Below are 22,140 nucleotides of genomic sequence, written 5' to 3' on the forward strand. Positions count from 1 at the left end.
GGCCAGCCTTAGGCTGCTTACGCGCCTCCGTCCGCTTCCTCATTTTCGCCTCGCGTATGTACAAGATTGAATTTTGGCACAAATAGACTGAAAACAGTCATTTGCGCCAAGCCGAGGGCGCCTAGACTGAAAGCCTCGTTCACTTCACGTTCGCGGAGGACACATGAACACGCCAGTCACTATCGGAGGCGTCAGCGCCCCGGATTCTGCGCTCACCCGGAAAGCGGTATCGCTCGTCGAACGGGTCCATTCAAAGGTACTGCTTAACCACTTGCACCGGACCTGGTGGTTTGCAGAATTTATCGCCAAGCGGCGGGGGCTAGCGTACGACCGCGAGCTTGTCTACCTAGCCGCAATTCTGCACGACCTCAGTCTCTCCGACGAATTCGCGGCGGACCAGCGCTTCGAGGTTGATAGTGCCGATGCTGCCAACAGGTTCCTGCTCGAGAACGACTACCCGAAATCCAAGGCCGAGCTTGTCTGGGATGCCATCGCTCTCCACACTTCCACGGGCATCGTTGATCGCAAGCAGCCCGAGGTTGCACTGATTCACATCGGGGCTTATGCCGACCTTTTTGGGCTTCGACTTGATGAAATTACGCCATCCCTAGTTGATGATGTGCTTGCTCTTTACCCTCGGATAGGAATGAAGGCCGCGTTTACGGAAGCGTTAGCTGAAGTCGTCAGGAAAAAGCCCCATACATCTTTTGGCACCGGATTGGTCGATATTGGACATCGCCATGTTCATGGCTTCGGTTGTCCAAACCTGTGCGACCTCATCAACGACGCTCCATTCGACAGCTGAGAGGTTTTGTCGCGTCAACGCGGTGGGTTAGAACGGGTCGCGAATTTCTTCGCTGGCCGTTGGCCAGCGAAATGCACAATGATGTACGTGCCTGAGTATAAGCGTATGTCTGCAGTTGATCTCCCGCGCAATTCACCTTTCGCCGAGTAGCCAATGCAAAATACGTCAAGGGACGGCATGGGATCATCACGAAATAATTCACCTTGACGTTGCTGCAACCACGCTTTTCATCGAGGAATGGCTTCATTTAGCACACTCGGAGGTAACATCCGTGCAACAGATATTTGTCGAACTCTACAACTACGGTCCTGCCTGGGCCAAACTCTCCGAAAATGAGCGGGCCGATTTCATTAAAAAAGTTATCGAGTCGGTAAACGGAATGAAAGATGCCGGCGTCGATGTCATCGCCTATGGCAAGAACGCCTGCGAAACGGATCGTCGTGCGCCGTACGATTTCTTTTGCGTCTATCGCGTGCCGAGTGCTGAGTTTCAGCGCGAATTCGAGCGCCGGATTGCTGCGTCCGGCTGGTACGACTACTTTGAGCAGGTGAATGTCAGCGGGCCTGCGGAGGGTTTTTCGGATGTACTGCTAGGCAACGTCAAGATGGCTCGTCCGGGCTAAGCCTTTTCACAGAGCTACCCGATCATCGATGCCTATCTTTGCGAATCTTGCGGCGGCGCGCAGGTGGCAGTGTGGGTGCCAAGTATAGCCGTCAAAGGTCGAGGAGACTGTCATGACAATCACCTCCGACAGCAGCGACGGTGAACTCACTCTGAACATCACCAGTGACGTGCCGGCAATCAACGTGCCGACCATCGTCATCGCGGGCGAACTCGATGTGGCCGATTCCATCGAGCTTTTCAAGGCAGAGCCATTGTTGCGCGTTCCGCATGCCGTTCTACAGATCGTGCAGGACACTGGCCATCTATTGCCCCTGAAGTCGGCCAAAGAGCACGCGCGATTGATTCATGAATTCGCGGATGTGCGCGCCGCGGGCAAGCTCACACAAGAGCAGAGCACGGCGCTCGTTCTCGGCGCCTTCGATACGTTCTTCAACAAGCGGGATTACGCGGCCGCCGACCAGTATTGGTCGGATGGCTACATTCAGCGCAGCGCTCACATTGCGCCCAGCCCCGACGGACTGTTCAACCAGGTCCGGACGGTGCCGCGCGCGCTGGAATACGAAAATCACGCCATCGCAGCTGAGGAGGATTACGTGATCTCGCACGGACGCGTTTCCGGCAGTGGCCGGCAGATGGCTCGCCGAGCATTGGGACGTGCTTACCGCCTTCGATTCGGACGACGTCGGCAGCTACCCAGGCCAGAGGCAACCAAGACACAGTCCCTCGGCGGCTTGCCGATGTTTGGCGACCGGTTCCCTGACTGACACCGGTAGCTAACCCTCAAGAAGGAGCGGAAACATGAAACTCGCAGGCAACACCATCTTCATTGCCGGCGGGGGATCGGGCATGCCCGTTACCTCGATCAACCATCGTGTAGGGCACACTGCAGGAGGTACTTATGATCTCAGGAATTAAAGCACCGGAGACCCAGTTGGCCCGGGAAGCTGAGGAGTTCGTGCAATCGTCGTCCAGCGCGATGCTCTACAACCACGTCATGCGGTGCTACTGGTTTACCGAGCTGTTTGCACGGCAGGAGAATTCCAAGGCTGATCGCGAGTTGATGTTCCTCTCGGCGACGTTGCACGACCTCGGCTTCACAGAACATGGGCGCGGCCCGCATCGCTTCGAGATCGAGGGTGCTCATGCGGCCCGTCGGTTCCTCAAGGATCGGGGCGTGCCGGATATCCGGTCGTGGCAGGTGTGGAGCACGATCGCTCTGCATACATGGGACATCAATCTCTACAAGGAGGACGAAGCGCGCCTGGTGGAGCTCGGGATCCTGTACGATGTCGTCGGACTCCCTGACGGCAAGCTCGACCCCGCAGACGTGGCTGAAGTCGTGAAGCGCTATCCACGCCTGGGCTTTAAACGAGGCTTCTACGAGCTCCTCTGCGAAGAGCTCGACACCAAGCAGCCCTACCAACACTTTAACCACATATGCACCTGCATCGCGCACAATCGCGCGCCGATGGCGATGCCCGACGGGCAGGCGGTGCTGAACGGAGCGCCGTTCGACGAGTAGCCTGAACTCGATCTCGCGCTCTCCCCACAGGGAGGGCGCACCGGATCAGCGCGGAACAGCGAGATCCCGAACGGATTTCCGACGATATCAAACAGGACTTGGTCGTCCTTGTTCCCCGAGATCGGCCTCAAATCGACTCCGCCTACAACAAGCGCAGCGGGCATGCGTTGCACATCCCGCCGCCAGAACTGATGGCGAAACCCAAGAAGGATGAAGCACGCGGGCGGGCGGCCAAACCGAGCATCAGCCCCGCCATCATTCGCACGTTCTGCGGGGAACTGGGCGTCCCGGAACAACCAGCATTCAAGGTCGTTCGCGACACCGTGGCCAACGCGGTCCGGAAATGGCCCCTGATGTGCCCGGAGATTCGACTGAGCGGGGCCGCCAGCACGATGCGCAGCGCCTGGGCGGCAGCGTGACCGTGGAACTGAAATCGCACCTGCTAATTGAGCGGCAGGCGCGCGTGATCGGCGCCACTTGGCTCGACCAGTAGTTGATCGGTGGCGGCAAGGGGCAGGGTGACTTGGGCTTTGGTAGCGAGATCAAGGATGCGCCGCGGCAGCGCGCCGATTTCCTGACGGAACAGGGGCTGGCCGAACAGGCTAGTCGGCGCCTCATCCTCGCGCGTAATCTGCTGGCAACGTTGTGCGGTGGTGGCGCGTCCTGGGAGCTTGGCAGACAACGTGGGCCTTCAGTTTGAACATAGACCTATGATGTAACCGATCCAGGCTCGCGCTGGCCAGCAGGCGCGTGGCGCCGTGGTGCGCGGCGGTGCTGGGTCGGCGAAACCCCCCGTGCCAACTTGAAGGCACGACTGAACGAAAACTCCGACCTATAGCCAACGCGCGAGGCAATCTCGCCAAGTCGCAACTCGGTTTCCTCCAGCAGTTGCGCGGCAATGCCCATGCGCCAGCGCGTCAGATATTGGTGTGGTGGCTCGCCGACCAAGGCGCAGAAGTTGCGGGCAAAAGCAGCACGCGACAAGCGAGCTTCTTTGGCGAGTTCCTCCAGTGTCCATGCACGGTCGGGTGCTTCGTGTATACGCGCGAGAACCCGTGTCATCTGCGGCGAGCGCAAAGCTGAAAACCAGTCGTTCGCCGCCGGAGAAGCCGCATCGGCCCAACCGCGCATGAAGTAAACGAACAGGGATGAGAGCAGGTTGCGCACCACGATATGGTTGCCGAAGTTCGACGTCTCCACTTCGTGACGCAGCATGCGTAGCGTATCGCTCAGCGATGAGCTGCCAGGTTCCATTCCGGCGCGCAACGCCACGACTTGAGGCAATGCCCGCAGAGCAGGAAGCGCCAGGTGCTGATCCACGTTGAACTGACCGCAAATCAACGTGGTGGCGTTTGGATTGCTGTCGAGAACGCCATCGCGCTGGGCGAGGAAGGATTCGAGCGGTATGGCTCGGCCGCGCTTTGAGTACGCCACTTCATGCGCATGGCCACGCGGAAACATGACCATTTCACCAGCCTGCAACTCGATGGTTGCCGCATCGGCTTGGCGGACGAAGGCGCGCCCCGCCGCGACGAAATGAAACACCACGGCATCGCGAGCTTGCACCGCAAACCCCCATGGCCCTGCCACGCGTGTGCGCACCAGCACCAAGCCGTCGGCCCGAACTGCTTTCAACCAACCATTCAATGCGTCCATCGTCTCATGTTAGCATGAATGAGACGAATTGATATGTGTTAGCGAATTATCGACATGGCTAATCTCCTTCGCGATTGATTCAATACAGTTCACCACAATCAAGAGGTGAACCCATGAATAGAGATCGCATCCAAGCCGCAATCGACACCATCTACGCGCGCATCTTCAACCAAGGCGAGTCAGAGCTGCTGCCAGGCCTGGTTGCCGGCCCGTATATCCAGCACAACCCGCTGTTTCCGGATGGCACCGATTTCATCGCCGGCTACATCAAGCAGGTTGGCAAGGTGCCGTGCGAAGTCAAGCGCATTGCGATCGACGGCGACCTGGCTTTCATCCACGTGCGCTACCTGGACTGGGGCGGCAAGGAAACCGCTGGCGTAGACATTTTCCGTTTCGATGCCGATGGAAAGATCGTCGAGCACTGGGACGTACTGCAACCGGTTCCGGAAATGACCAACAACACGAACACGATGTTCTGAGTGGGAACATGGCGGTGGCACAGACCAATCCATACGCGGCTGGCCTCGAACGCAACGCCGCCAAACTCGTTGCCTTGTCGCCGCTGTCTTTCAACGAACACACGGCGCTGGTGTATCTGCAGCGACTTGCCCTGATCTATGGCGAGCGCCGCCAAACATTGGGCGAGCCCTTCGCGCGCTGCCGCCGCCTTGCCGATGCGCTGGCTCGAATGGGCGTCGGCGTCGGCAATAGGGTGGCCACGATGCTGCCGAATGTGCCGGCGATGCTGGAGGCGCACTTTGGCGTGCCGGGCAGCGGTGCGGTACTTAACACCCACAAAGAGATCCCGTCACAGCGACATTGCATGCAAACCAAGGAACACATCATGACGAAACCAATAAACCCAGACAGCATGGAGTTCATCGAAGTAGATGGCTTGAAAATCCGCTTCCAACGTAACGGAGTTGAAGGACGAATTCCTATCGTGCTCACGAGTCCATGGCCGGAAAGTCTATATGCCTTCCAGCGAATTTGGCCGATCCTCAGCGCGGAAGCCTCCCTCCTTGCATTCGATCTTCCCGGCTTTGGACTCTCGGAAAGTCGACAGCAATTGATGTCGCCCCGAGCAATGGGCGATTTCATTCCCAAGATTCTGGCGGCGCTCGGCCTTGGCCGTGTCCATGCCGTCGGGCCTGACGTCGGCACCTCTGCTCTTCTCTTTGCGGCCCAGGCACAGCCGGAACTGTTCGAGAGCTTGGTAGTGGGCAGCGGCGCCACCGATGCAGCGCTCACGGCGGGCGCGTTGAAGGACATCATCAACGCGCCATCGACGGTTGCCTTCGAAGAAATGAATGGTGAGACGTTCGCCGCTGCCGCGATTGACTCGATGATGAAGTCCAAGCCTGAGCCTCAAGCCCTGAAGGACTATCTGGCGGCTTCGGCTGGCCGGCGCTTCATCGAGGCGATGGCCTATGTGCGCGCCTACCCCATCGATCTTCCGATTCTGCCTGCGGCATTCCCCAGCATTCGAACCCCGATCCTGAGCATATGGGGTGCGCATGATCCACTTGTCCCTCCTGAAAACGCCGACGTCCTGAACAAGTCGTTGCCGAGAACTCGCTCCCTGCTGCTCGACAGCGGGCACTTCGCCTGGGAAGACCGCGCGGAAGAGTACGCCGCGGCAATCCTGGAATGGGTTCGAGGCGGCTACAGAACCGTCTAGCGACGGCAGGTGCTACTCATCAAACAAGCCCGACGGAACACTTATGCGCAGAGACATTGAATTCTACTGTCGCTCGACATGCACTTCGCTTCACGCGAGAAAGCGCTGATCACTAGCTTTGTCGTGTGACCATGTAAGGCTAGCCCCTCGAAGCAGACCGTGACATCGCATGGGCTTCATGCGATGGCTGCAGGTGATCCCAAGGAGGTTGGTCGCCGAATGCTCCAATTAGTTGGTCGATGAACTGGCGTACTTTGAGTGGCACGTGACGCGTGCTCGGATAGACCGCCTGGATCGTCAACTCCGTCGCGCGGTAGGAGGGGAGCAGCGCGACCAACTCACCACGCGCAATGTACTCGCCGAAGACGAACGTTGGTCCATAGGCGAGGCCGGCGCCTTCCAGTGCCGCAGCCAGCAGCAGCTGCATGTTGTTGGCGTTAATGCGGCACGTACCGCCGATGACGTGCGCGCGGCCTGTCGTGTCTATCAATGTCCAGTCACCGGCTGACACGGCCTCGCTGAACACAAGCCGCTGCGCGCCCTGCAGGTCCTCCACCGTGTGCGGCGTGCCGTGCTTCTGCAGATAGGCGGGGGACGCGCACACCGCCATACGACAGGGAGCAATCCGCCGTGCGACGAGGCCGGAGTCAGGTAGCCGACCGATCCGGATTGCTAAATCCGCTCCGATATCCAGCAGATCGACATAGCGATCGTTCAACAGCACCTCGACGTTGACGTGTGGGTGCGCCTCGATATAGCGCGCCACAACACCTCCCAGATGCATCGCACCGAACGTCATGGGCGCGGCGATTCGTAACACGCCGCGGGCGACGCTTTGTGAATCGCTTGCCTCGCGATTCGCCTCGTCAAACGCTTCGAGAATCCGCTTGCACCGGTCGTAATAGGTGTGCCCCACGTCGGTCAGGCTCAGGCGGCGGGTGGTGCGCTGGAGCAACCGCGCGTTCAGCTCCGTCTCGAGCGCGGTCACGTACTTGCCTGCCATGGCAGGCGAGAGTCCGAAACGCCGGGCGGCCGCGGCTAGGCTGCCTTCGTCAAACGCGGCCACGAATACGCCGATACAAGTGAATCGGTCCATCTTCCGTCCCCTTGATTCGATAACTATATTATCGACTGCAGGTCACGAAACGACAATTATAAATTCTGAAGCCAGTGTCTACGATAACGACACGGTTCGAACGGCGAGCAAGCCAAATATGGACCGCATCTGAATCCACACAAACAGACGAAGCAGCGAGATGACAATGGACATCCAATCAAACGGCATCCGGATTCGCGTTACCGAGAAGGGGCAAGGCGACCTGGTGCTGGTGTTTCTGCACTACTACGGCGGATCGTCACGAACCTGGCAGTTCGTCACAGACGAGCTGTCGGACAATTATCGGACGGTGGCGACCGACCACCGCGGCTGGGGTCATTCGGACGCCCCGGAAGCCGGCTACACGATCGCCGACCTTGCCGACGACGCGCAAGGCGTGATCGAAGCGCTGGGCTTGAAGCGCTACGTGCTCGTCGGTCATTCGATGGGCGGCAAGACTGCGCAACTGCTGGCGTCGCGCGGGCTGCCGGGGCTGGAAGGCGTGGTGCTCGTGGCACCGTCGCCGCCGTCGCCGATGATGGTGTCTGACGAGCAACGCACGGCCATGGCAGGCGCTTATGCGTCGCGCGAATCAATCGGCTGGGTGCTGGACAACGTCCTGACTGCCACACCGCTCGCACCGGTGCGCCGCGAGCAGGTGATCGAAGATAGCCTGCGCGGTGCGCCGCAAGCCAAGGCCGCATGGCCGAACTTGGCGATGCGCGAGGACATCACCGCCGACGTGGCCGCCATCAACGTGCCCGTACAGGTGATCTCCGGCGAGCTGGACAAGGTAGATCGCGTGGAAACGCTGCGTGCCGAATTGCTGCCGAGAATTGCCGGCGCGCGCCTTGAGGTGCTACCCGGCATCGGCCACTTGTCGCCGCTAGAAGCACCGTCTGCAGTTGCGGCAGCCATCCGCCGCTTCGTCGCCGAACTATAGCGCGGTGCTTCCAATGCCCAATTCACTTGGGGCTTGCTAACCCGGTCTATTGAAATCGTCCGGCGGCTGTCCCCTAACGTTGGATCTCGCCGGATTCGTATGAGAAAGGAGAATAACGTGGAAACTGGAATTCCTCTCGAGACGGACGTCCTGTCTGTAAGCGATCTCTTGCCGCTGTTCTTCGTCCCTTGCTAGCTGCAACTCAGCCCGCGTACGAAACGCTCAACGCGCGCTGTGCGTCCTCGCGTCCCACGGCGCGACCTCGCCACCAAAACGATCGGCAAGGAACTCAATGAGAAGTCGTAAGGGCTTGGGTTGATGCCGACGAGATAGAAAGAAGGCTTGAACTTCCAAGGGATCGAGCGCGTACTTGGGCAGCACAGGCTGTAACGTACCTCGAGCCAGGTCGTCGCCCACATAGAACGTGGGCAGCATTACGATTCCGCCACCCGCCAGTGCGGCTGCCCGCATTATGGAGGTCTCGTTCGCGGTGAGGATTCCTTGAGCTTCAATTGTTGTCAGTTGACCTTCGAGCCGTAGGTGGTATTCGGGCGCGAACGCGGTGCTATGGATGATACAGCGGTGAGTGCGTAGGTCTTCGGGGGATTTGGGAACGCCCGCACGCTTGAGGTACGCCGGTGAGGCGCATAGGACTGAATGGCAGGTCGCTAGTCGACGAGCGACAAGCCCGGGGTCGATCCGATTGCTGAGACGCACGGCCAAGTCGATACGGTCCTCCACGAGGTTGACCGCTCGGTCAACCAGGATCAACTCGATTTCCACTAAGGGATGAAGTGCCTGGAAATCCACGATCGCCGAAGTCAACTGCGCTTGCGCGAACGCCGGCGACGAAGTCAGCCGCAGTCGCCCGTGCGCTTCGCCACCACCCTGGCTTGTTTGCGCGGCGACGTCTTCGGCCAGCGCAACCATTTCGCGACAGTTCTCCAACGCTCGCTCACCCGCATCGCTCAAGGCGAGCCTACGTGTAGTGCGGTGCAGGAGCCGTGCACCAAGCCAATCCTCCAGCCCCTCGAGATAACGGCTTGCCATCGCTCTGGACATGCCGAGCGTGTCTGCCGCCGCACTAACGCTTCCTCGATCCACGATCTCGATGAAGACGCGCATCGCCGTCAGTCTGTCCATGTCATTTGCTCGGTTTAGTTGACAAACATTTAATCGAAACGCAGTTTATCTCTCTTTTGGTAGTCAATATAGTTCACCTGACGACAGCATCCCGCTGCCAACAGGAAAACTCCATGATCGCTCGCTCGCTTACCAGCTTGGTTACTGCTGCAGCATTTGCGCTTACCGCGGTAACCGCCCACGCCCAGCCCGGACCGCTGAGTTTGAAGGTCTACAACGCTGACGCGGACAGCTTCAATGTCAACTCGGTGCTGGTGACGGGCAAAACCGACGCTGTGCTGCTCGATACGGGCTTCACCCGAGCAGACGCATTGCGCATCACCGCAATGGTGTTGGATAGCCGCAAGACGCTGAAGCTGATCTATATCAGCCAGCCAGATCCCGACTACTACTTTGGCATCGACGTCCTGAAGACGTACTTCCCTGATGTGAAAGTCGTCGCTACTGCTCCGACCATCAAGAAGATTGAAGCTACGTTGCCCAAGAAGCTGGCGTTCTGGCCGCCGAAGATGGGCGCGAACGCTCCAAAGAGTGTCAGCCTGCCAAAGGTTCTCGTCGGCAACACGATCACGCTGGAAGGTCAGACGCTGGAAATCCGTGGCACGAAAGATCGCCTGCCACACCGTAGCTATGTCTGGATCCCCTCTATCAAGGCCGTAGTCGGTGGAGTGAATGTGTTCGCCGGTCTACACGTCTGGACGGCTGACGCCGCTAGCGCTGAAGACCGCGCTGCTTGGTCCAAGAAGCTTAGCGATATCGCCGCGCTACTGCCGACAATTGTGGTGCCAGGCCACTCTGCTCCGGGTCAGGAGCAAAACGTCTCCCAAGTCGCCTTCACGCAGGCATATCTGCAGCGTTGGGATGCTGAATTGGGGCAGGCAGACGATAGTGCCACGCTCATCGGCGCGATGAAGGCCGCATATCCCACCGCTGGACTCGGCATCGCCCTGGACATCGGCGCCAAGGTCGGCAAGGGCGAAATGAAGTGGTAGTGGGAAAAAAGCGCGAGAAGGAGGCAACACCATGCACGCATTCAATCTGCCGCCCAAGTCCGTCGTGTACGTCACGGACGCCTACTGCGGTTGGTGCTGGGGCTTTTCGGAGCGCATGAGCGAGTTCGAAGCCGCCAATCGCAATAAGGTCGCGTTCAGCGCCATTAGTGGCGGCCTGTTCGTTGGCGAGCGCGCTAAGCCGATCGCCAGTTACCCCCACATCCCGCAGGCCAACGAGCGAATCGCCCAGCTGACCGGCGCCGTATTTGGCGAGGCCTATCAGAGTCTGCTGAGGCACGGCAACATGGTCATGGACTCCGTCGATGCCGCCGTGGGCCTGGCTGTACTGCGGGCGCAAGCCCCTGGGCGTGCCGTGCATTGGGCCCATGAACTGCAGGCGGCGTTCTACGGTCGAGGTCTTAGCCTGTCCGATCCTGCAACGATCGCGGGCATCGCATCGGCCTATGGTCTCGACGAGAAGTTGGCATTGCGTGCTCTGTCAGACGGCTTTGGCAAGGCACAGGCGAAAGTGGACTTCGAACTGGCGCGCGGACTTGGTGCGTCCTCCTACCCTACCTTGTTCTTCGTGGACGGAAAGAACGTGCATAAGCTCCCTGCGACCGGAGCAGCGCTGAGCACGTTGAACGAAAGGCTCGATGCATTACTGGCTTGAGCCGCGGGTCTGATTCGTCAATCGTCTATGAGTCCAATACTGTCATTCGTCGCATTTCCATCCTTCCTTTCACCATGGTCAACGCGCACTTCGTCGTTGGCTAGGCGGGCGCCATCTTGGTCGGCGCACAAGCTGGTTATGCATCAGCGTCGGGCGGGCGGGCGGTCCCAGCATTCCGAAATGCTCGACCTAGCGCCAAATTCTGATCGCATCCAGAATGCGCTGAACTATGCACGTTAGAATCGGAGCCGTTCGCTGACCGTGGAGGAACTGGCCGAGACTGTTCATCTGAGTCCGCGCTAGTTCGGTCGTGTGTTCACGCTGGAAACGGGGCAGTCTCCCGCCAAGGCAATCGAAGGGCTGCGACTGGAGGCGGAGCGACTGATGATCGAACAGGGCCGGCATCCGCTTGATGTCATCGCTAAGGAAACCGGTTTTCGCGCATGCTGTGCATTGGCCCAGGGCTTGCCGTTCATCGATCCTGTTCTCCGGCATAAGTGCTGCATCAATATCTCAGGCGCGCTTGCGATCGCTAAAACGCTTTTGCTAAACGCAGATTGAGCCGAAGCTTGTCCTTGGGGCCGTTGCGCACGTGTACGTCCTGGCCGCCCTGGATTTCCAGTTGCAGTGATGGTGTCAAGAAGTGAGCCACTGTGAACAAGCACGTATCGGTCGACATGCTTGCGCTCTGAGTGACGCCGTTGAGTTCGGTACGGCCGCCCGCGGTGTGGTAATAGGTGATCGCGATCCGTGTTCTGTTGCTGAGTTCGTAGCGGAGGTGACTTTGCAGGCTGAACGTCGGCCGCTGCTTGTAGTCAGCCCCAGCGAAATCGTTGTTAGTGCCGTAGAAAGCCACTTCGCCTGTCAAGTCGAGGAAAACTGGACCAGTGATGTTCTGGGAATAGTTCAGATGCGTCACGGCTGTCCAGCGGTGTGCGCCGAGATTGAGGGATCCCTGATCGGTGTGGTAGGTCCCAAGCGGAGCGGAGACGAACTGGGCGGTGCTGAGATAGCGCTGGTGATCAGGGTCGTTGATGAACCAGATCGCCGAGCCGATGAACGGATCGCCAGTACCATTCGAATGAAGATTGGCCGGGGCACTCATGCGCACGCTGCCGAAGGGCATGATGACCTGCGGCGTCACTGTGAAGCCGAAGAGGCTTGCGTAGTGGATATAGCGGACAACGCCGATATCCGACTGGACATCAAAGGGTGCCGGCGTGCGCCTTCCGTCGGCATAGAAAGCGGTGCTCTCACTGTGCTGGTAATAAAGCAGGCCGAGGTTAGTGCCCGGTGGCAAAGGCACATAGTCCGCAGGATCGGTCGCGAGAACGGTTGCCTTGGCAGAGGTTGCCACCATCAACGAGAGAAACAGCAAGCTGGCGAAACGAGTTTTCATTTAGTATACCCAGAGGAAGGTTCGGCAAGGAAGTCCCCCCTGCCGGTCGGTTCCATTCTGCAATGCCAAAGATCGCGGGTATTGCACCACGCTCCCGACATCGTTGATTCAGCTTGCCGGCCCGGTTCCGATGATTTCTCCCGGGAAATGGCGTGCCTGGGCTATTACTGTTCGGCGAGCAGCACCAATCCAAGACATCACTGATGTCCTGTTCATGCGTTAGACGATGAAAAGCACGAGTACCGATTCCGCACCTGTTGAAGAGCGGTTGGACTTTTGGCGAGACGCTATCAGTCGCGCCTTCGTCAAACTGGACTTCGACCCCGTTAAGCTCAATGGAGGGCGGCAGTTTTCTGGTCGCATCACCCAGAGTGATCTCGCGGACATCGAACTTGCGGTGGTGAATTCCAATGGCCAGCACGTGCGGCGGACGTCGCGACTGATCCGGCAGACTCAGGACGAACTGTTCCTGGTCAGCTTCCAATTGGCAGGTGAGGGGGAAGTACGCCAAGATGGTCGGCGTGCAGTACTTGCAGCTGGGGATTTTGTGATCTATGACAGCACTCGTCCCTACGAACTCGTGTTCCGGGAGGACTTCGAACAACTGGTCGTGACGGTGCCACGCGACCGCCTGCGTGTGCGAGCACCATCGGCGGAACGGTTGACGGCCATCGCCATTCGCGGCAGCCAGGGCATAGGGCGCCTGCTAGGGGAGTTGGTGGTGGGATTAACAGAGCATGCAGAAGCGATGGCTGGTCAGACACAGGCATCTGTCTCCAACGCCGTGCTCGATCTCGTCGCTACGGCCCTGGCGACTTTGCCGGCTTCGCAGGTCGGATCGCTACCGACCTTGAAGCTGTTTCACTTGAACCGGATCAAGTCCTATATTCACGAACATCTATCGGATCCGGACCTGAGCATCATCTCGATCAGCGAAGCGCTCGGTGTGTCCGTCAGCTCAATGTATCGAGTGTTCGAGGCGGAACGGTGTTCGCTCGCCGAGTGGATCTGGGATCAAAGGCTGCAGGCATGTCGGGCGACGCTGCTCGACGTCGCTTGTTCCGGGTTGAGCATCAAGCAGATCGCCATGAGCTGGGGATTCAACGATCCCGCACACTTCAGCCGCGCATTCCGGAGACGGTTCGGCCAAAGCCCGGCTGCGTTCCGCTCGCGCGAATAACAGCCGGGCCGTTCAGTCCCCTGTGGGACAGCTTGATCGGAGACGTCGTTTGAACGCTCAGGCCTGTTCACCTTCCTCGAGCTCTATATGCTCGACGGCTCGCATGCCCGGTAAGTTGCCGTTTGCACTTTGGCCGTACTTCACATGCACGACACGAGGCTTTGGATTGCGGTCCAGCAGCAGTTGTGTCACGTCCGGGCGCGAGTAATGCCCAGCCGGATCAGCAGCTGCTTTAGCGAGGGTGATTGCTGCGAGGTCAATGTCCGCGTATAGCAACCCCTCCGCATCTGGAGGCAGCGGGTCGGCCAGCGATCGGCCGTCAGGTCCGTAGATTTGCGCATGGCCGCCCCCCAATTTCAGCAGCGCTTGCTGCTCGGGTGTCTCGCAAAGCATGTCGATCATCTTTTGCGAAACCGTTGCGCACGGCGCAACTACAAAGCACTGGCCCTCGACCGCATACAACCGACTCGCGGCGTTGTTTACCTCTGGTCCGAGCGCGTAAGCCGCGTCGACGTAAAGCGAGAAGCTGGGCCAAGCGGCGATATGGACCTGCTCATTCTGAGCATACATCGCATACTTGGTAAGTGGCTGAAGATGCTCCCAGCAGCAAAGGGCGCCAATCCTGCCGAGGTTGGTGTCGTGAACAGCCAGGTCGCTGCCATCGCCTTCGCCGAAGAGCGCGCGTTCGACATGAGTGGGCTTCAGCTTGCGGCGCGTGGCGATGGTCTTCCCCTCAGGACTCAGGATGGCCTGGGCAATGTACAGGCTTCCTGCGTCTTTCTCGCTGAAGCCGAGCACAACGGTGATGTTGCAACGCGATGCCGCTTGCGCGATGCGATCGAACTGCACGCTGTCGATGAGCATCGAGTTGTCATGATATGCCTGAATGAATTTCATGCCCCAGATCGGCGCGCCAAGCCAGGCAAACCATGGGTATCCCGGTATCCACGTTTCAGGGAAAGCAATGAGACTTGCGCCGCCTACTGCAGCCTCTTCGATAAGCGAAATCGTCTTGTCAACGGTTGCCTCGAGATTAAGAAACTCTGGCGCCGCCTGGACAGCAGCTACCCGATAGCGGGGATGTTCAATGGCCATTGTGGTCTCCTGATGTGTGGTTCCCAAGCATAGTCGAGAAAATTCAACCTCCTTGTCTGAGATTCCTGCTTGTCATGTGCTAGTTTCCTGGGATGCCTCGCTTGCGTAGTCGCGTTCAAATCCGACTACGCAGCTAATCGCTGAGGGCTTTAGCGCTTCACTCGCACTGTCATTCCGCTCCTGTCTCCTTCTGCTTTGGGAAACTCCTGAACGATGCCGGCGGCGCCCCAAACTTCCGCCGAAATGCCCGGCGCATCTGCTCTTCGGACGCGAAACCGCACTTGTTGGAAATCGTTGCGGTGAGTGCGTCAGTCGTTTCAAGCAGCAATCTGGCCCGTGCGAGTCGCAGGTCCTGTACTGCGACAAATGCCGAACATCCCATCGCTTCTCTAAAGCGCCGCTGGAAAGTTCGCGGTGTTTGGCCGACCGCATCAGCCAATTCCTCGATACTCCATGGACGATATAGCGTTGATGCGACTCGGTTCATGAGTTCGAGATAAAGGCCGTTGCCGGCACGTTCTTGCATTGCAAGCATCTCGCTGGACTGGGGCTGGCCGCCAGGACGCCGCAAATACACAACCAGCTTCCTCGCGATCCGAGCGGCGATTACATGTCCGTGGTCCTGCTCTACGAGTGCAAGTGCCATATCAATGCCGGCCGTAACACCAGCGGACGTCCAAACGTCGCCATCGTTGACGTAGATTGGCGAAGTAAGCACCTCAACATCACGATGCAGGCGGGCCAATTCGCCGCATTTCTCCCAGTGCGTAGTCGCACGGCGCCCCGCAAGCAACCCGGCGCTCGCAAGTACGAACGCGCCAGTGCAAACCGAGCAGATCCGCCGTGCTCGACCGCGGCTCGCGTTCAACGCACGCCGCAGCGCCATGCTCTGTGCGGCGGAGCCGACTCCAGGTCCGCCGGGCACAATGACTGTATCTGCCAGCTGAAGCAGCGACAGATCGTCGTCAACGACAATATCCGGCCCCGCGGCAACTCGTACTCTTCCAGGCACTTCTGCGACCACACGCACCTCATACAGGGGCTGAATTCCTTCCCGATTCGCGAGATTGAATACCTGCATCGGTCCAACAATATCTAGCGGTTGATGGTCGTCAAAAGCGACCGCAACGACACGTCGCTCGACATGTGGCACGAAAGGCGGGGACTTTGACATTTTTGCCAACTTTGCGCTCCTTAGAATGGACACCAGCCCAGTCAAAGGAGCGGCTCACATGAGTGACATTGTATTTCGGGTAGGGATGCTGATGTATCCAGGAATCACACAGTTGGACATGAACGGTCCACTCGAAGTGCTAAGCGCAGTCGAGAGTTGGCAGGTAGATTTGGTCGCCAAAACACGCGAGTCAGTACGCTGCGGGCGCGGATTTTCCTGGTTGCCAACGACGTCCTTTGCCGAGGCGCCCCAGTACGATTTGCTGGTCGTACCGGGTGGCCCTGGTGTAGACGATGCCATGCTTGATCCTCGAACCGTCGATTTTGTCCGCGAGCAATCGGCCGGGGCTCGTTACGTGTTTGGCATCTGCACTGGCCCCTTGCTGCTCGGCGCAGCAGGTTGTCTACACGGTCTGCGTGCAAGCTGCCATTGGCAATCCGCTGACCTGCTTGCAGACTTTGGCGCGACTCCTACGCGCGAACGCATGACTACGGACGGACGCTTCTTTACTTCGGGTGGGGTCACTGCCGGCATCGATATGGCGCTGAAGGTCGTCGGCGATTTGGTAAGCACCGAGGCTGCACAGACCATCCAGCTTTTGCTCGAGTACGACCCGGCTCCTCCGTTCGACTCGGGATCGCCGGATCGTGCGCCACGAGCAGTACGAGAGCAACTCGATGCATTGAGCCAAGATCGGATGAAACGTCGACAGTACGCCGTTGCGCGTGCCGCTGCAATACTCCATCCCTGAACACAACCGAATTGAGAGGAGGATATGACATGGGAACAAGCGGTGTCAGTTCGCCCACTGACGCACACGCGCGCTCCGAGCAGAGAATCGACTGGCGCACGATAGTGATTGCAAGCATCGGCGGTGGCCTCGAGTTCTACGACTTCATCGTTTATGGCGTGTTTGCCCCATACGTCGCTCGTGCGTTCTTTCCAACCGGTAGTCCGGCGACGTCGATGGCCGCTGCATTCGCTGCATTTGCTGTCGGCTATTTCGCAAGACCGGTCGGCGGTCTTGTTCTCGGTCACATTGGTGATCGCTTCGGTCGTCGCGCCGCCTTCAACGTATCGCTCATCACGATGGCTGCCGCGACGATCATCATGGCGTGCATTCCCACATATGCATCGTTCGGAGTCGCCGCGACCAGTCTTTTCGTGTTGATGCGCTTTGTGCAGGGCGCATGTGTCGGCGGGGAACTGCCAGGAGCAATTGCGTACGTGGTCGAGACGGCTCCGAATTGGACTGGACTGGCGTGTGGCCTCATGTTCTCGTGCGTCAATACTGGGAGCTTACTCGCCGTCGGCATTAGCATGGGGCTGCATACAATACTGAATGCCGAGGACATAGGCACATTTGGTTGGCGACTGGCGTTTCTTGCAGGTGGCGTGCTCGGTGTCGTTGGTGCATGCATGCATGCGTGGAAATCTGCGTGAGACGCCGATGTTCCTCTCGGTCCAAGCTCAAAAACGCGCTCGATTGCCGGCATGGGAGGTAACACGCACGTACTCTTCGCAGATCGCGGTTGGCGTTGGTATCGTGGGGTTGAACCAGATGCTGATAGCAATGCTGAACGTTGCGATGGTCCCGTACCTCGAACAGGTAGCCGGATTCTCGGCTCGTGCAGCCAGCGGTCTCGTGATGACCGCCTTGGCAGTTATGTCGATTGCCATCGTCGTCGTCGGCTATGCTGCAGATCGCATACGCCCCCACAGCTTGTATATCCTCGGTAGCGCAGCGATTGCCATGGGTGCCTACCCGTTCTACGCATCGCTGCTCACGGCGCCCGCACGTCCTCCATATCTCACGTTTTTTAGCATGGCGCTTGTATGCTCACTGATCTCAGGCTCGTTCGGCGTACTTGCATCGAGTCTATTTCCCGTAAGGCTTCGCTTCAGCGGCTTGGCGATCAGCTATAACGTTGCCGCTGCCCTCTTGGGTGGATTTACGCCTCTCGCCACTACACTGATCGCAAATGCAACCGGAAACAAGGCGGCACCCGGGTTGTTGGTCGCGATTGTCGCGATCGGCGGACTCACATCGGCGTTCGCGATGCAGTGGATCAGCCGTAACAACGGGCGCGCAAGTTCCGTGAGTTCAGAGTTGACTCTTTAGCGCTGACGCGAGAAGGGTCCATGTACGGAACGAGAGGAAGCACGCTGATGAGCGCCAGCAGCTCGTCGTTCGATTCGACGTCGAACGGTAAGCGTCCAGCTTTCCCATTTTGAGCTGATCGAAGCGATCCTGCATCGTCCCCACGAAGGAGATCGTGGAGACGATGGATAATGTGTCGACAGTTGGGCGGCGCGCGAAGGCGCGGGTACAGCGCCGAATTCAAGACGACGGTGCTCGAACAGATCCGTCTGTCTGCACTGGATCCCTGGTTTTGGGGGCGGCTGGCCTCCTCACGGGCTACCGTGCAACTTGCCATTGGTCCTCTATCGATCAGTTGAGTCTGCTCGGAGCGGAACCCGTTCGCGAGTGCGTTGTGCGGAATCGAAACCGGATGACTGGTGCGGGTGTAACCTCGAGGATCGACTTTGCCTTATCCATAGTGGCCGACCTTATGGGCGATGACGTGGCACAGGAAGTACAGCTCCAGATGGATCCAGATGGAGTACGATCCAGAGCCTCCCTATCAGAGCGGATCGCCACGTACGGGCCCGACGGTACTAGTCACTCGCTTACGTTTCCCGGATCTCGCTCAGCACCTTGGCTTCGACCTCCGGGTTGGGTTCGCCATCCTTGGTAGCAATCAATTCTTTCGGCGCCAGCGGGATCAAGGGCAGGATCAGGGCGTACACCACGGTCGTCGCGATCACGCAATAGGTGAATCCGTGCGTTGGGCTGCTGTTATAGATCCATGAGCCCAATAGATCCCCGGCACGCGCCGAGAGCGCGAGTACGCCATCCACCAGCATCATCAAGGTGCCTTGCAAGCCAGGCGGGCAGGACCGCATCGCGAGATCGAGATATGCTGCCGTGGCTACACCGCCCATCAGCCCTATCGGAGCCGCCAACACAAGCGCGAGATTGGCTGAGTGAATGAATGCTAGCGGAATCATCTGTGGCACTGCGACGATCGTTCCCCACCACAGCAGCTTGTTCAGCGGTACTTTCTTGCACAGAAAGCCATACAGCAAAAATGTCGGGATGAACGCGGCGGCAAAGATCCCGTTGTAGTACGAGTAAATGGAATCCGATGCATGCAGCACATTGGTCAGATAGAACTGTAGCGGAGTGGCCGATCCTGGCGCAAAGTTCCACAGAAAGCAGATGAGAACCGCTGGATAGACGGCCTTATGCTTCGCCAGCCTGCTGACGTTGCCAAGGAGATCCGCGCCCCTGGCTTGCGGCTGATCGTAGAGTTGGCCGAAGACGGAAACGGGCTTCCAGAGCCCCAGCGCGGCAATCAATAACGTAACCGTCGCCACCAGGATAAAGGCTTCTTTCGCGGCAAGATGATCGGAGATGTACCCGGAAGCGAACGCGCCCGCAACGACCGGGACGGAGCTGACCAAGTTGCACAGCGCGCTCAGGCGCCCGGACATGCGTTTTTCCTGGCCCACCAAGGCGATCAAGCCCTGATAGGCCGCGGCGACAAATCGGGACGACAGCATTGCCAGCAGCATCCCGATGACCAGTCCCGCGTATGAGAAACCTGAAAACGCTATCCAGACGAATGCCACCGCGGTCACCGGAGCGAAAATCAGGAAGAAGCCACGATCGCGCAATCCCAGCGGGTTCCATTGGTCGCGCGCGAGGCCAAAAGCGAACGCGATGTACACGGGTATGCCCGTAACCAGCCGGAATGTCGAGATCTGCGTTGCCGTTGCATGCAACTGGTTCTTGAGTATGTACGACGTCTGTACATCAACCAGGAAACCCGCCGGCGTTGCCAGATAGATGAACAGGGTGAGGCAACCGAAATACAGCAGGGTTCGGTCGCTGCCCTCGGCACCGTGACGAGCGGATGCGGCCGGCGTTTTCGTAGAGGCGCGTTTGAAGTTCTTGGACATGGGGGCCACGTACACGTCCTCGGAAAACCAATCGGAGGGGCTCCCGTGCATGTGCGGGCTGCGCCACCGGGCATGGTTAACAGAATAGAGCGTCAGTGCGGGAAACGTGTAGGTAAAAAATGGGACTCGATGTTCCCACGCCTACCGCATTCGCGCGGAGAATGCCGCCCGCGAGCGATATGACGCGCTGCTCGCGGGCGGCGCGATGGCCTGCCCAGCGTCCACCAGGTTCATCCGGTAGCGTCCGGCGCGTTGCGCGCCTGAGTGGCATCCGACGGTTACGCCCGTAGCGCCGCTTTCATCATCGCGCCGACGCGATCGAACAGGCATTGCGCAGCAGGCGCCACGCCGAGCAGGTGGATGCAGGCATGCACCATGCCCGGCAAGCGAGTCTGTTGCACGATGACGCCCGCGTCGGCGAGCCGGCGGGCGTAAGCCTCGCCTTCGTCGCGCAGTGGGTCGTACTCGCAGACCAGAATGATGGCGGGTGGCAGGCCATCGAGCCGCTCTGCGCGCAGCGGCGACGCATATGGCGAGCCTTTGTCCGCCGGTCCGCGCAGGTAGGCCGACCAGCAGGATGCCATCACATCTCGCGTCAGGTAGTAGCCCTCGGAAAATTCGGCGTAGGAGTTCGAGTCCATCGCGCTGTCCAACGCGGGATACAGCAGCAACTGATGCGCGATGGCGGGGCCATTGCGGTCGCGTGCCAACAGGGCCGCAGCGGCGGCAAGGTTGCCGCCGGCGCTGTCGCCGCCTACAGCGATCCGCTTTGGATCGATGCCGAGTTCCGCAGCTTTGTCGAATGCCCACACCACCGCGCGATACACGTCCTCCAGCGGCACAGGGAACTTGTGCTCGGGCGCGAGCCTGTAGTCCACCGACAGCACCACGCAGCCGGTGGCGTTGGCCAAGGCACGGCAGGGGTTGTCGTAAAGCGCCAGCGAGCAGAGAACCCAGCCGCCGCCGTGCGCGAACACGATGGCAGGCAGCGGCGCGTCAGCTTGCCGCGACGCCGTCGGCCAGTAGCCGCGAATCCTGATCTCGTAGCCGTCATCGGCTGTCACGCTGAACACCTTGATCGCGGCCACTTCCTGCAAGGGGCCGTGCAGCGCAGGCAAATCTCGTTCGGTGGCCTGGCGCATTTCCACTAGCGACGTCTCACCGACACTTGCTGGTAACGCTGCCAGGAAGCGAACGATATCTACATCAACGGACATGCGCATGCCCTCCCTGCTGCGCTTCCAGGAACGGCAGCAGTTCAGCGATGAATGCCTCTGGTGCCTCCTCCATGATGAAGTGGCCGCAGTCCGGCACCACCACGCCGCGCAGGTCGATGGCGTTGTCGCGCAGCGTCTCCAGTGGCGCATCGTTGGTCGCGTGCTCCGCGCCGATGGCTAGCACCGGCATCGCCAGCTTGCGCTTTGCGCGTTCGCGGTTCTGCCGCACCGTTTCCGGAATCGCGCGGTAGTAGGCGAAACCGCCGCGCAGGCCGCCCGGCGCCGAATAGGCCGCGATGTAGGTGTCCACGGCCACGCGGTCGCGACGATGGGACCACTGGTCGAACATGAAATTCAGGTAGGCGGCCTCGCGCCCGGCGATCAGCGTCTCGGGCAGATCGGCTACCTGGTTGAACATGAAGTGCCACAGGAACTTGTTCTCGGCAGGCGGGGCGAAGATGCTCGGCGCAGGCGCAAGTCCGGGGATCACGGCCTCGGTAAGCGCCAGCCGCGTGACTGCGTCGGGATGGTCGCTGGCCAGCGCGTAGGCCACCCACATGCCCACATCGTGGCCGACCACCTGATAGCGGCCATGGCCCAGTGCGGCCATCACGCGGTGCAATGTGTGGGCAGTGGCGCCGGTGTCGTAGCCCGTGGGCGGCCGGTCGGAATGCCCAGTGCCCGGCGGGTCGACCGCGACGGCGAGAAAGCCGCATTGTGCGAGCGCCGCCATGACATGGCGCCAGGCGAACCACGTCTGCGGCCAACCGGGAATCAGCAGAACCGGCAGGCCGCTGCCTGCGGTGACACAGTGCACACGGTGGCCGTCAATGCGTACATAAGTGTGCGTGTGTTGGGTGTTGTCTTGCATGGATGTCTTCGGTGGATGGATTGGATGTATCGGAGGCATTGGA

The 22,140-nt window shown here is 59.5% G+C and carries 24 protein-coding genes and 2 pseudogenes; 17 read left to right on the forward strand and 9 right to left on the reverse strand.

Annotated elements, in window-relative coordinates; genetic code table 11:
- Positions 1–163: 163 nt before the first annotated feature.
- The 6 genes and pseudogenes from AC07XB_RS19970 to AC07XB_RS19995 form a co-directional block, all read left to right on the forward strand.
- The gene (locus tag AC07XB_RS19970) at positions 164–805 is read left to right on the forward strand and encodes an HD domain-containing protein (protein WP_492372138.1); all 642 of its coding nucleotides are present in this window, start codon (positions 164–166) and stop codon (positions 803–805) included.
- A 271-nt stretch (positions 806–1,076) separates the two neighbouring features.
- Complete coding sequence (locus AC07XB_RS19975) at positions 1,077–1,427, forward strand: DUF6616 family protein (protein ID WP_492372139.1); 351 nt, start codon at positions 1,077–1,079, stop codon at positions 1,425–1,427.
- 112 nt (positions 1,428–1,539) lie between these two features.
- Positions 1,540–2,193, forward strand: a complete 654-nt coding sequence (locus AC07XB_RS19980) for an alpha/beta fold hydrolase (RefSeq protein WP_492372140.1) — start codon at positions 1,540–1,542, stop codon at positions 2,191–2,193.
- Positions 2,194–2,327: 134 nt separating this feature from the next.
- Complete coding sequence (locus AC07XB_RS19985) at positions 2,328–2,951, forward strand: HD domain-containing protein (protein WP_492829529.1); 624 nt, start codon at positions 2,328–2,330, stop codon at positions 2,949–2,951.
- 98 nt (positions 2,952–3,049) lie between these two features.
- Positions 3,050–3,370, forward strand: a complete 321-nt coding sequence (locus tag AC07XB_RS19990; protein WP_492372180.1) for a hypothetical protein — start codon at positions 3,050–3,052, stop codon at positions 3,368–3,370.
- Positions 3,307–3,597, forward strand: a pseudogene (locus AC07XB_RS19995) (DUF3363 domain-containing protein); the annotation flags it as partial. The gene AC07XB_RS19990 and the pseudogene AC07XB_RS19995, both read left to right, overlap by 64 nt.
- A gap of 62 nt (positions 3,598–3,659) precedes the next feature.
- On the opposite strand, the gene AC07XB_RS20000 reads toward AC07XB_RS19995, so the two are convergent.
- Positions 3,660–4,607, reverse strand: a complete 948-nt coding sequence (locus AC07XB_RS20000) for an AraC family transcriptional regulator (protein ID WP_492372142.1) — start codon at positions 4,605–4,607, stop codon at positions 3,660–3,662.
- Between the two features lie 113 nt (positions 4,608–4,720).
- Here AC07XB_RS20000 and AC07XB_RS20005 point away from each other — a divergent pair, with 113 nt between their 5' ends.
- Both AC07XB_RS20005 and AC07XB_RS20010 read left to right on the forward strand, forming a co-directional pair.
- Positions 4,721–5,086 carry a nuclear transport factor 2 family protein gene (locus AC07XB_RS20005; RefSeq protein ID WP_492829531.1) on the forward strand — a complete coding sequence of 122 codons (366 nt, stop codon included), beginning with the start codon at positions 4,721–4,723 and terminating at the stop codon, positions 5,084–5,086.
- Between the two features lie 8 nt (positions 5,087–5,094).
- Positions 5,095–6,288, forward strand: coding sequence for an alpha/beta fold hydrolase (locus AC07XB_RS20010; protein WP_492829533.1), 1,194 nt, complete (start codon positions 5,095–5,097; stop codon positions 6,286–6,288).
- A 139-nt stretch (positions 6,289–6,427) separates the two neighbouring features.
- On the opposite strand, the gene AC07XB_RS20015 is transcribed toward AC07XB_RS20010, so the two are convergent.
- A complete protein-coding gene (locus tag AC07XB_RS20015) occupies positions 6,428–7,384 on the reverse strand; it encodes a LysR family transcriptional regulator (protein ID WP_492829535.1) in 957 nt (318 codons plus the stop codon).
- Between the two features lie 166 nt (positions 7,385–7,550).
- On the opposite strand from AC07XB_RS20015, the gene AC07XB_RS20020 reads away from it, so the two are divergent.
- Entirely contained in the window at positions 7,551–8,327 is a 777-nt protein-coding gene (locus AC07XB_RS20020) for an alpha/beta fold hydrolase (protein ID WP_492829538.1), read from the forward strand.
- 222 nt (positions 8,328–8,549) lie between these two features.
- Here the strand turns inward: AC07XB_RS20020 and AC07XB_RS20025 are convergent, their stop codons facing one another.
- Positions 8,550–9,470, reverse strand: a complete 921-nt coding sequence (locus AC07XB_RS20025) for a LysR family transcriptional regulator (RefSeq protein ID WP_492829540.1) — start codon at positions 9,468–9,470, stop codon at positions 8,550–8,552.
- A gap of 113 nt (positions 9,471–9,583) precedes the next feature.
- On the opposite strand from AC07XB_RS20025, the gene AC07XB_RS20030 reads away from it, so the two are divergent.
- From AC07XB_RS20030 to AC07XB_RS20040, 3 genes and pseudogenes are all read left to right on the forward strand, one after another.
- Entirely contained in the window at positions 9,584–10,462 is an 879-nt protein-coding gene (locus AC07XB_RS20030) for an MBL fold metallo-hydrolase (protein WP_492829542.1), read from the forward strand.
- 31 nt (positions 10,463–10,493) lie between these two features.
- Positions 10,494–11,135, forward strand: a complete 642-nt coding sequence (locus AC07XB_RS20035; protein WP_492829544.1) for a DsbA family protein — start codon at positions 10,494–10,496, stop codon at positions 11,133–11,135.
- A 123-nt stretch (positions 11,136–11,258) separates the two neighbouring features.
- Positions 11,259–11,576: pseudogene (locus AC07XB_RS20040) on the forward strand (helix-turn-helix domain-containing protein); the annotation flags it as partial.
- Positions 11,577–11,667: 91 nt separating this feature from the next.
- Here the strand turns inward: AC07XB_RS20040 and AC07XB_RS20045 are convergent.
- Positions 11,668–12,534: a transporter gene (locus AC07XB_RS20045; RefSeq protein WP_492829546.1), complete on the reverse strand. Its 867-nt coding sequence runs from the start codon at positions 12,532–12,534 to the stop codon at positions 11,668–11,670.
- Positions 12,535–12,760: 226 nt separating this feature from the next.
- Between AC07XB_RS20045 and AC07XB_RS20050 the strand changes: the two genes are divergently transcribed.
- Positions 12,761–13,714 (forward strand): AraC-like ligand-binding domain-containing protein, encoded by a 954-nt coding sequence (locus tag AC07XB_RS20050; RefSeq protein WP_492372150.1) that lies wholly within the window; start codon positions 12,761–12,763, stop codon positions 13,712–13,714.
- 57 nt (positions 13,715–13,771) lie between these two features.
- Here the strand turns inward: AC07XB_RS20050 and AC07XB_RS20055 are convergent, their stop codons facing one another.
- Together AC07XB_RS20055 and AC07XB_RS20060 are read right to left on the reverse strand one after the other, a co-directional pair.
- The gene (locus tag AC07XB_RS20055) at positions 13,772–14,809 is read right to left on the reverse strand and encodes a carbon-nitrogen hydrolase family protein (RefSeq protein ID WP_492829549.1); all 1,038 of its coding nucleotides are present in this window, start codon (positions 14,807–14,809) and stop codon (positions 13,772–13,774) included.
- A 169-nt stretch (positions 14,810–14,978) separates the two neighbouring features.
- Positions 14,979–15,983: a GlxA family transcriptional regulator gene (locus AC07XB_RS20060; RefSeq protein ID WP_492829606.1), complete on the reverse strand. Its 1,005-nt coding sequence runs from the start codon at positions 15,981–15,983 to the stop codon at positions 14,979–14,981.
- A gap of 58 nt (positions 15,984–16,041) precedes the next feature.
- On the opposite strand from AC07XB_RS20060, the gene AC07XB_RS20065 reads away from it, so the two are divergent.
- The 4 genes from AC07XB_RS20065 (at position 16,042) to AC07XB_RS20080 (ending at position 18,742) form a co-directional block, all read left to right on the forward strand.
- Complete coding sequence (locus tag AC07XB_RS20065; protein WP_492829551.1) at positions 16,042–16,734, forward strand: DJ-1/PfpI family protein; 693 nt, start codon at positions 16,042–16,044, stop codon at positions 16,732–16,734.
- Positions 16,735–16,763: 29 nt separating this feature from the next.
- On the forward strand, positions 16,764–17,426 hold the full coding sequence (locus AC07XB_RS20070) for an MFS transporter (RefSeq protein WP_492829553.1): 663 nt from the start codon (positions 16,764–16,766) through the stop codon (positions 17,424–17,426).
- On the forward strand, positions 17,407–18,105 hold the full coding sequence (locus tag AC07XB_RS20075) for an MFS transporter (protein ID WP_494752800.1): 699 nt from the start codon (positions 17,407–17,409) through the stop codon (positions 18,103–18,105). The genes AC07XB_RS20070 and AC07XB_RS20075 overlap by 20 nt, the downstream gene beginning before the upstream one ends.
- Before the next feature lie 163 nt (positions 18,106–18,268).
- Complete coding sequence (locus tag AC07XB_RS20080) at positions 18,269–18,742, forward strand: DJ-1/PfpI family protein (protein WP_492829608.1); 474 nt, start codon at positions 18,269–18,271, stop codon at positions 18,740–18,742.
- On the opposite strand, the gene AC07XB_RS20085 is transcribed toward AC07XB_RS20080, so the two are convergent.
- From AC07XB_RS20085 to AC07XB_RS20095, 3 genes are all read right to left on the reverse strand, one after another.
- Positions 18,675–20,009 (reverse strand): MFS transporter, encoded by a 1,335-nt coding sequence (locus tag AC07XB_RS20085; RefSeq protein WP_492372154.1) that lies wholly within the window; start codon positions 20,007–20,009, stop codon positions 18,675–18,677. The two genes, AC07XB_RS20080 and AC07XB_RS20085, sit on opposite strands and share 68 nt — an antisense overlap.
- Before the next feature lie 278 nt (positions 20,010–20,287).
- On the reverse strand, positions 20,288–21,226 hold the full coding sequence (locus tag AC07XB_RS20090; RefSeq protein WP_492829557.1) for an alpha/beta hydrolase: 939 nt from the start codon (positions 21,224–21,226) through the stop codon (positions 20,288–20,290).
- Positions 21,216–22,097, reverse strand: a complete 882-nt coding sequence (locus AC07XB_RS20095) for an alpha/beta fold hydrolase (protein ID WP_492829559.1) — start codon at positions 22,095–22,097, stop codon at positions 21,216–21,218. The genes AC07XB_RS20090 and AC07XB_RS20095 overlap by 11 nt, the downstream gene beginning before the upstream one ends.
- Between the last annotated feature and the right edge of the window lie 43 nt (positions 22,098–22,140).

Source organism: Cupriavidus sp. GW821-FHT02F09 (genome assembly GCF_059421605.1).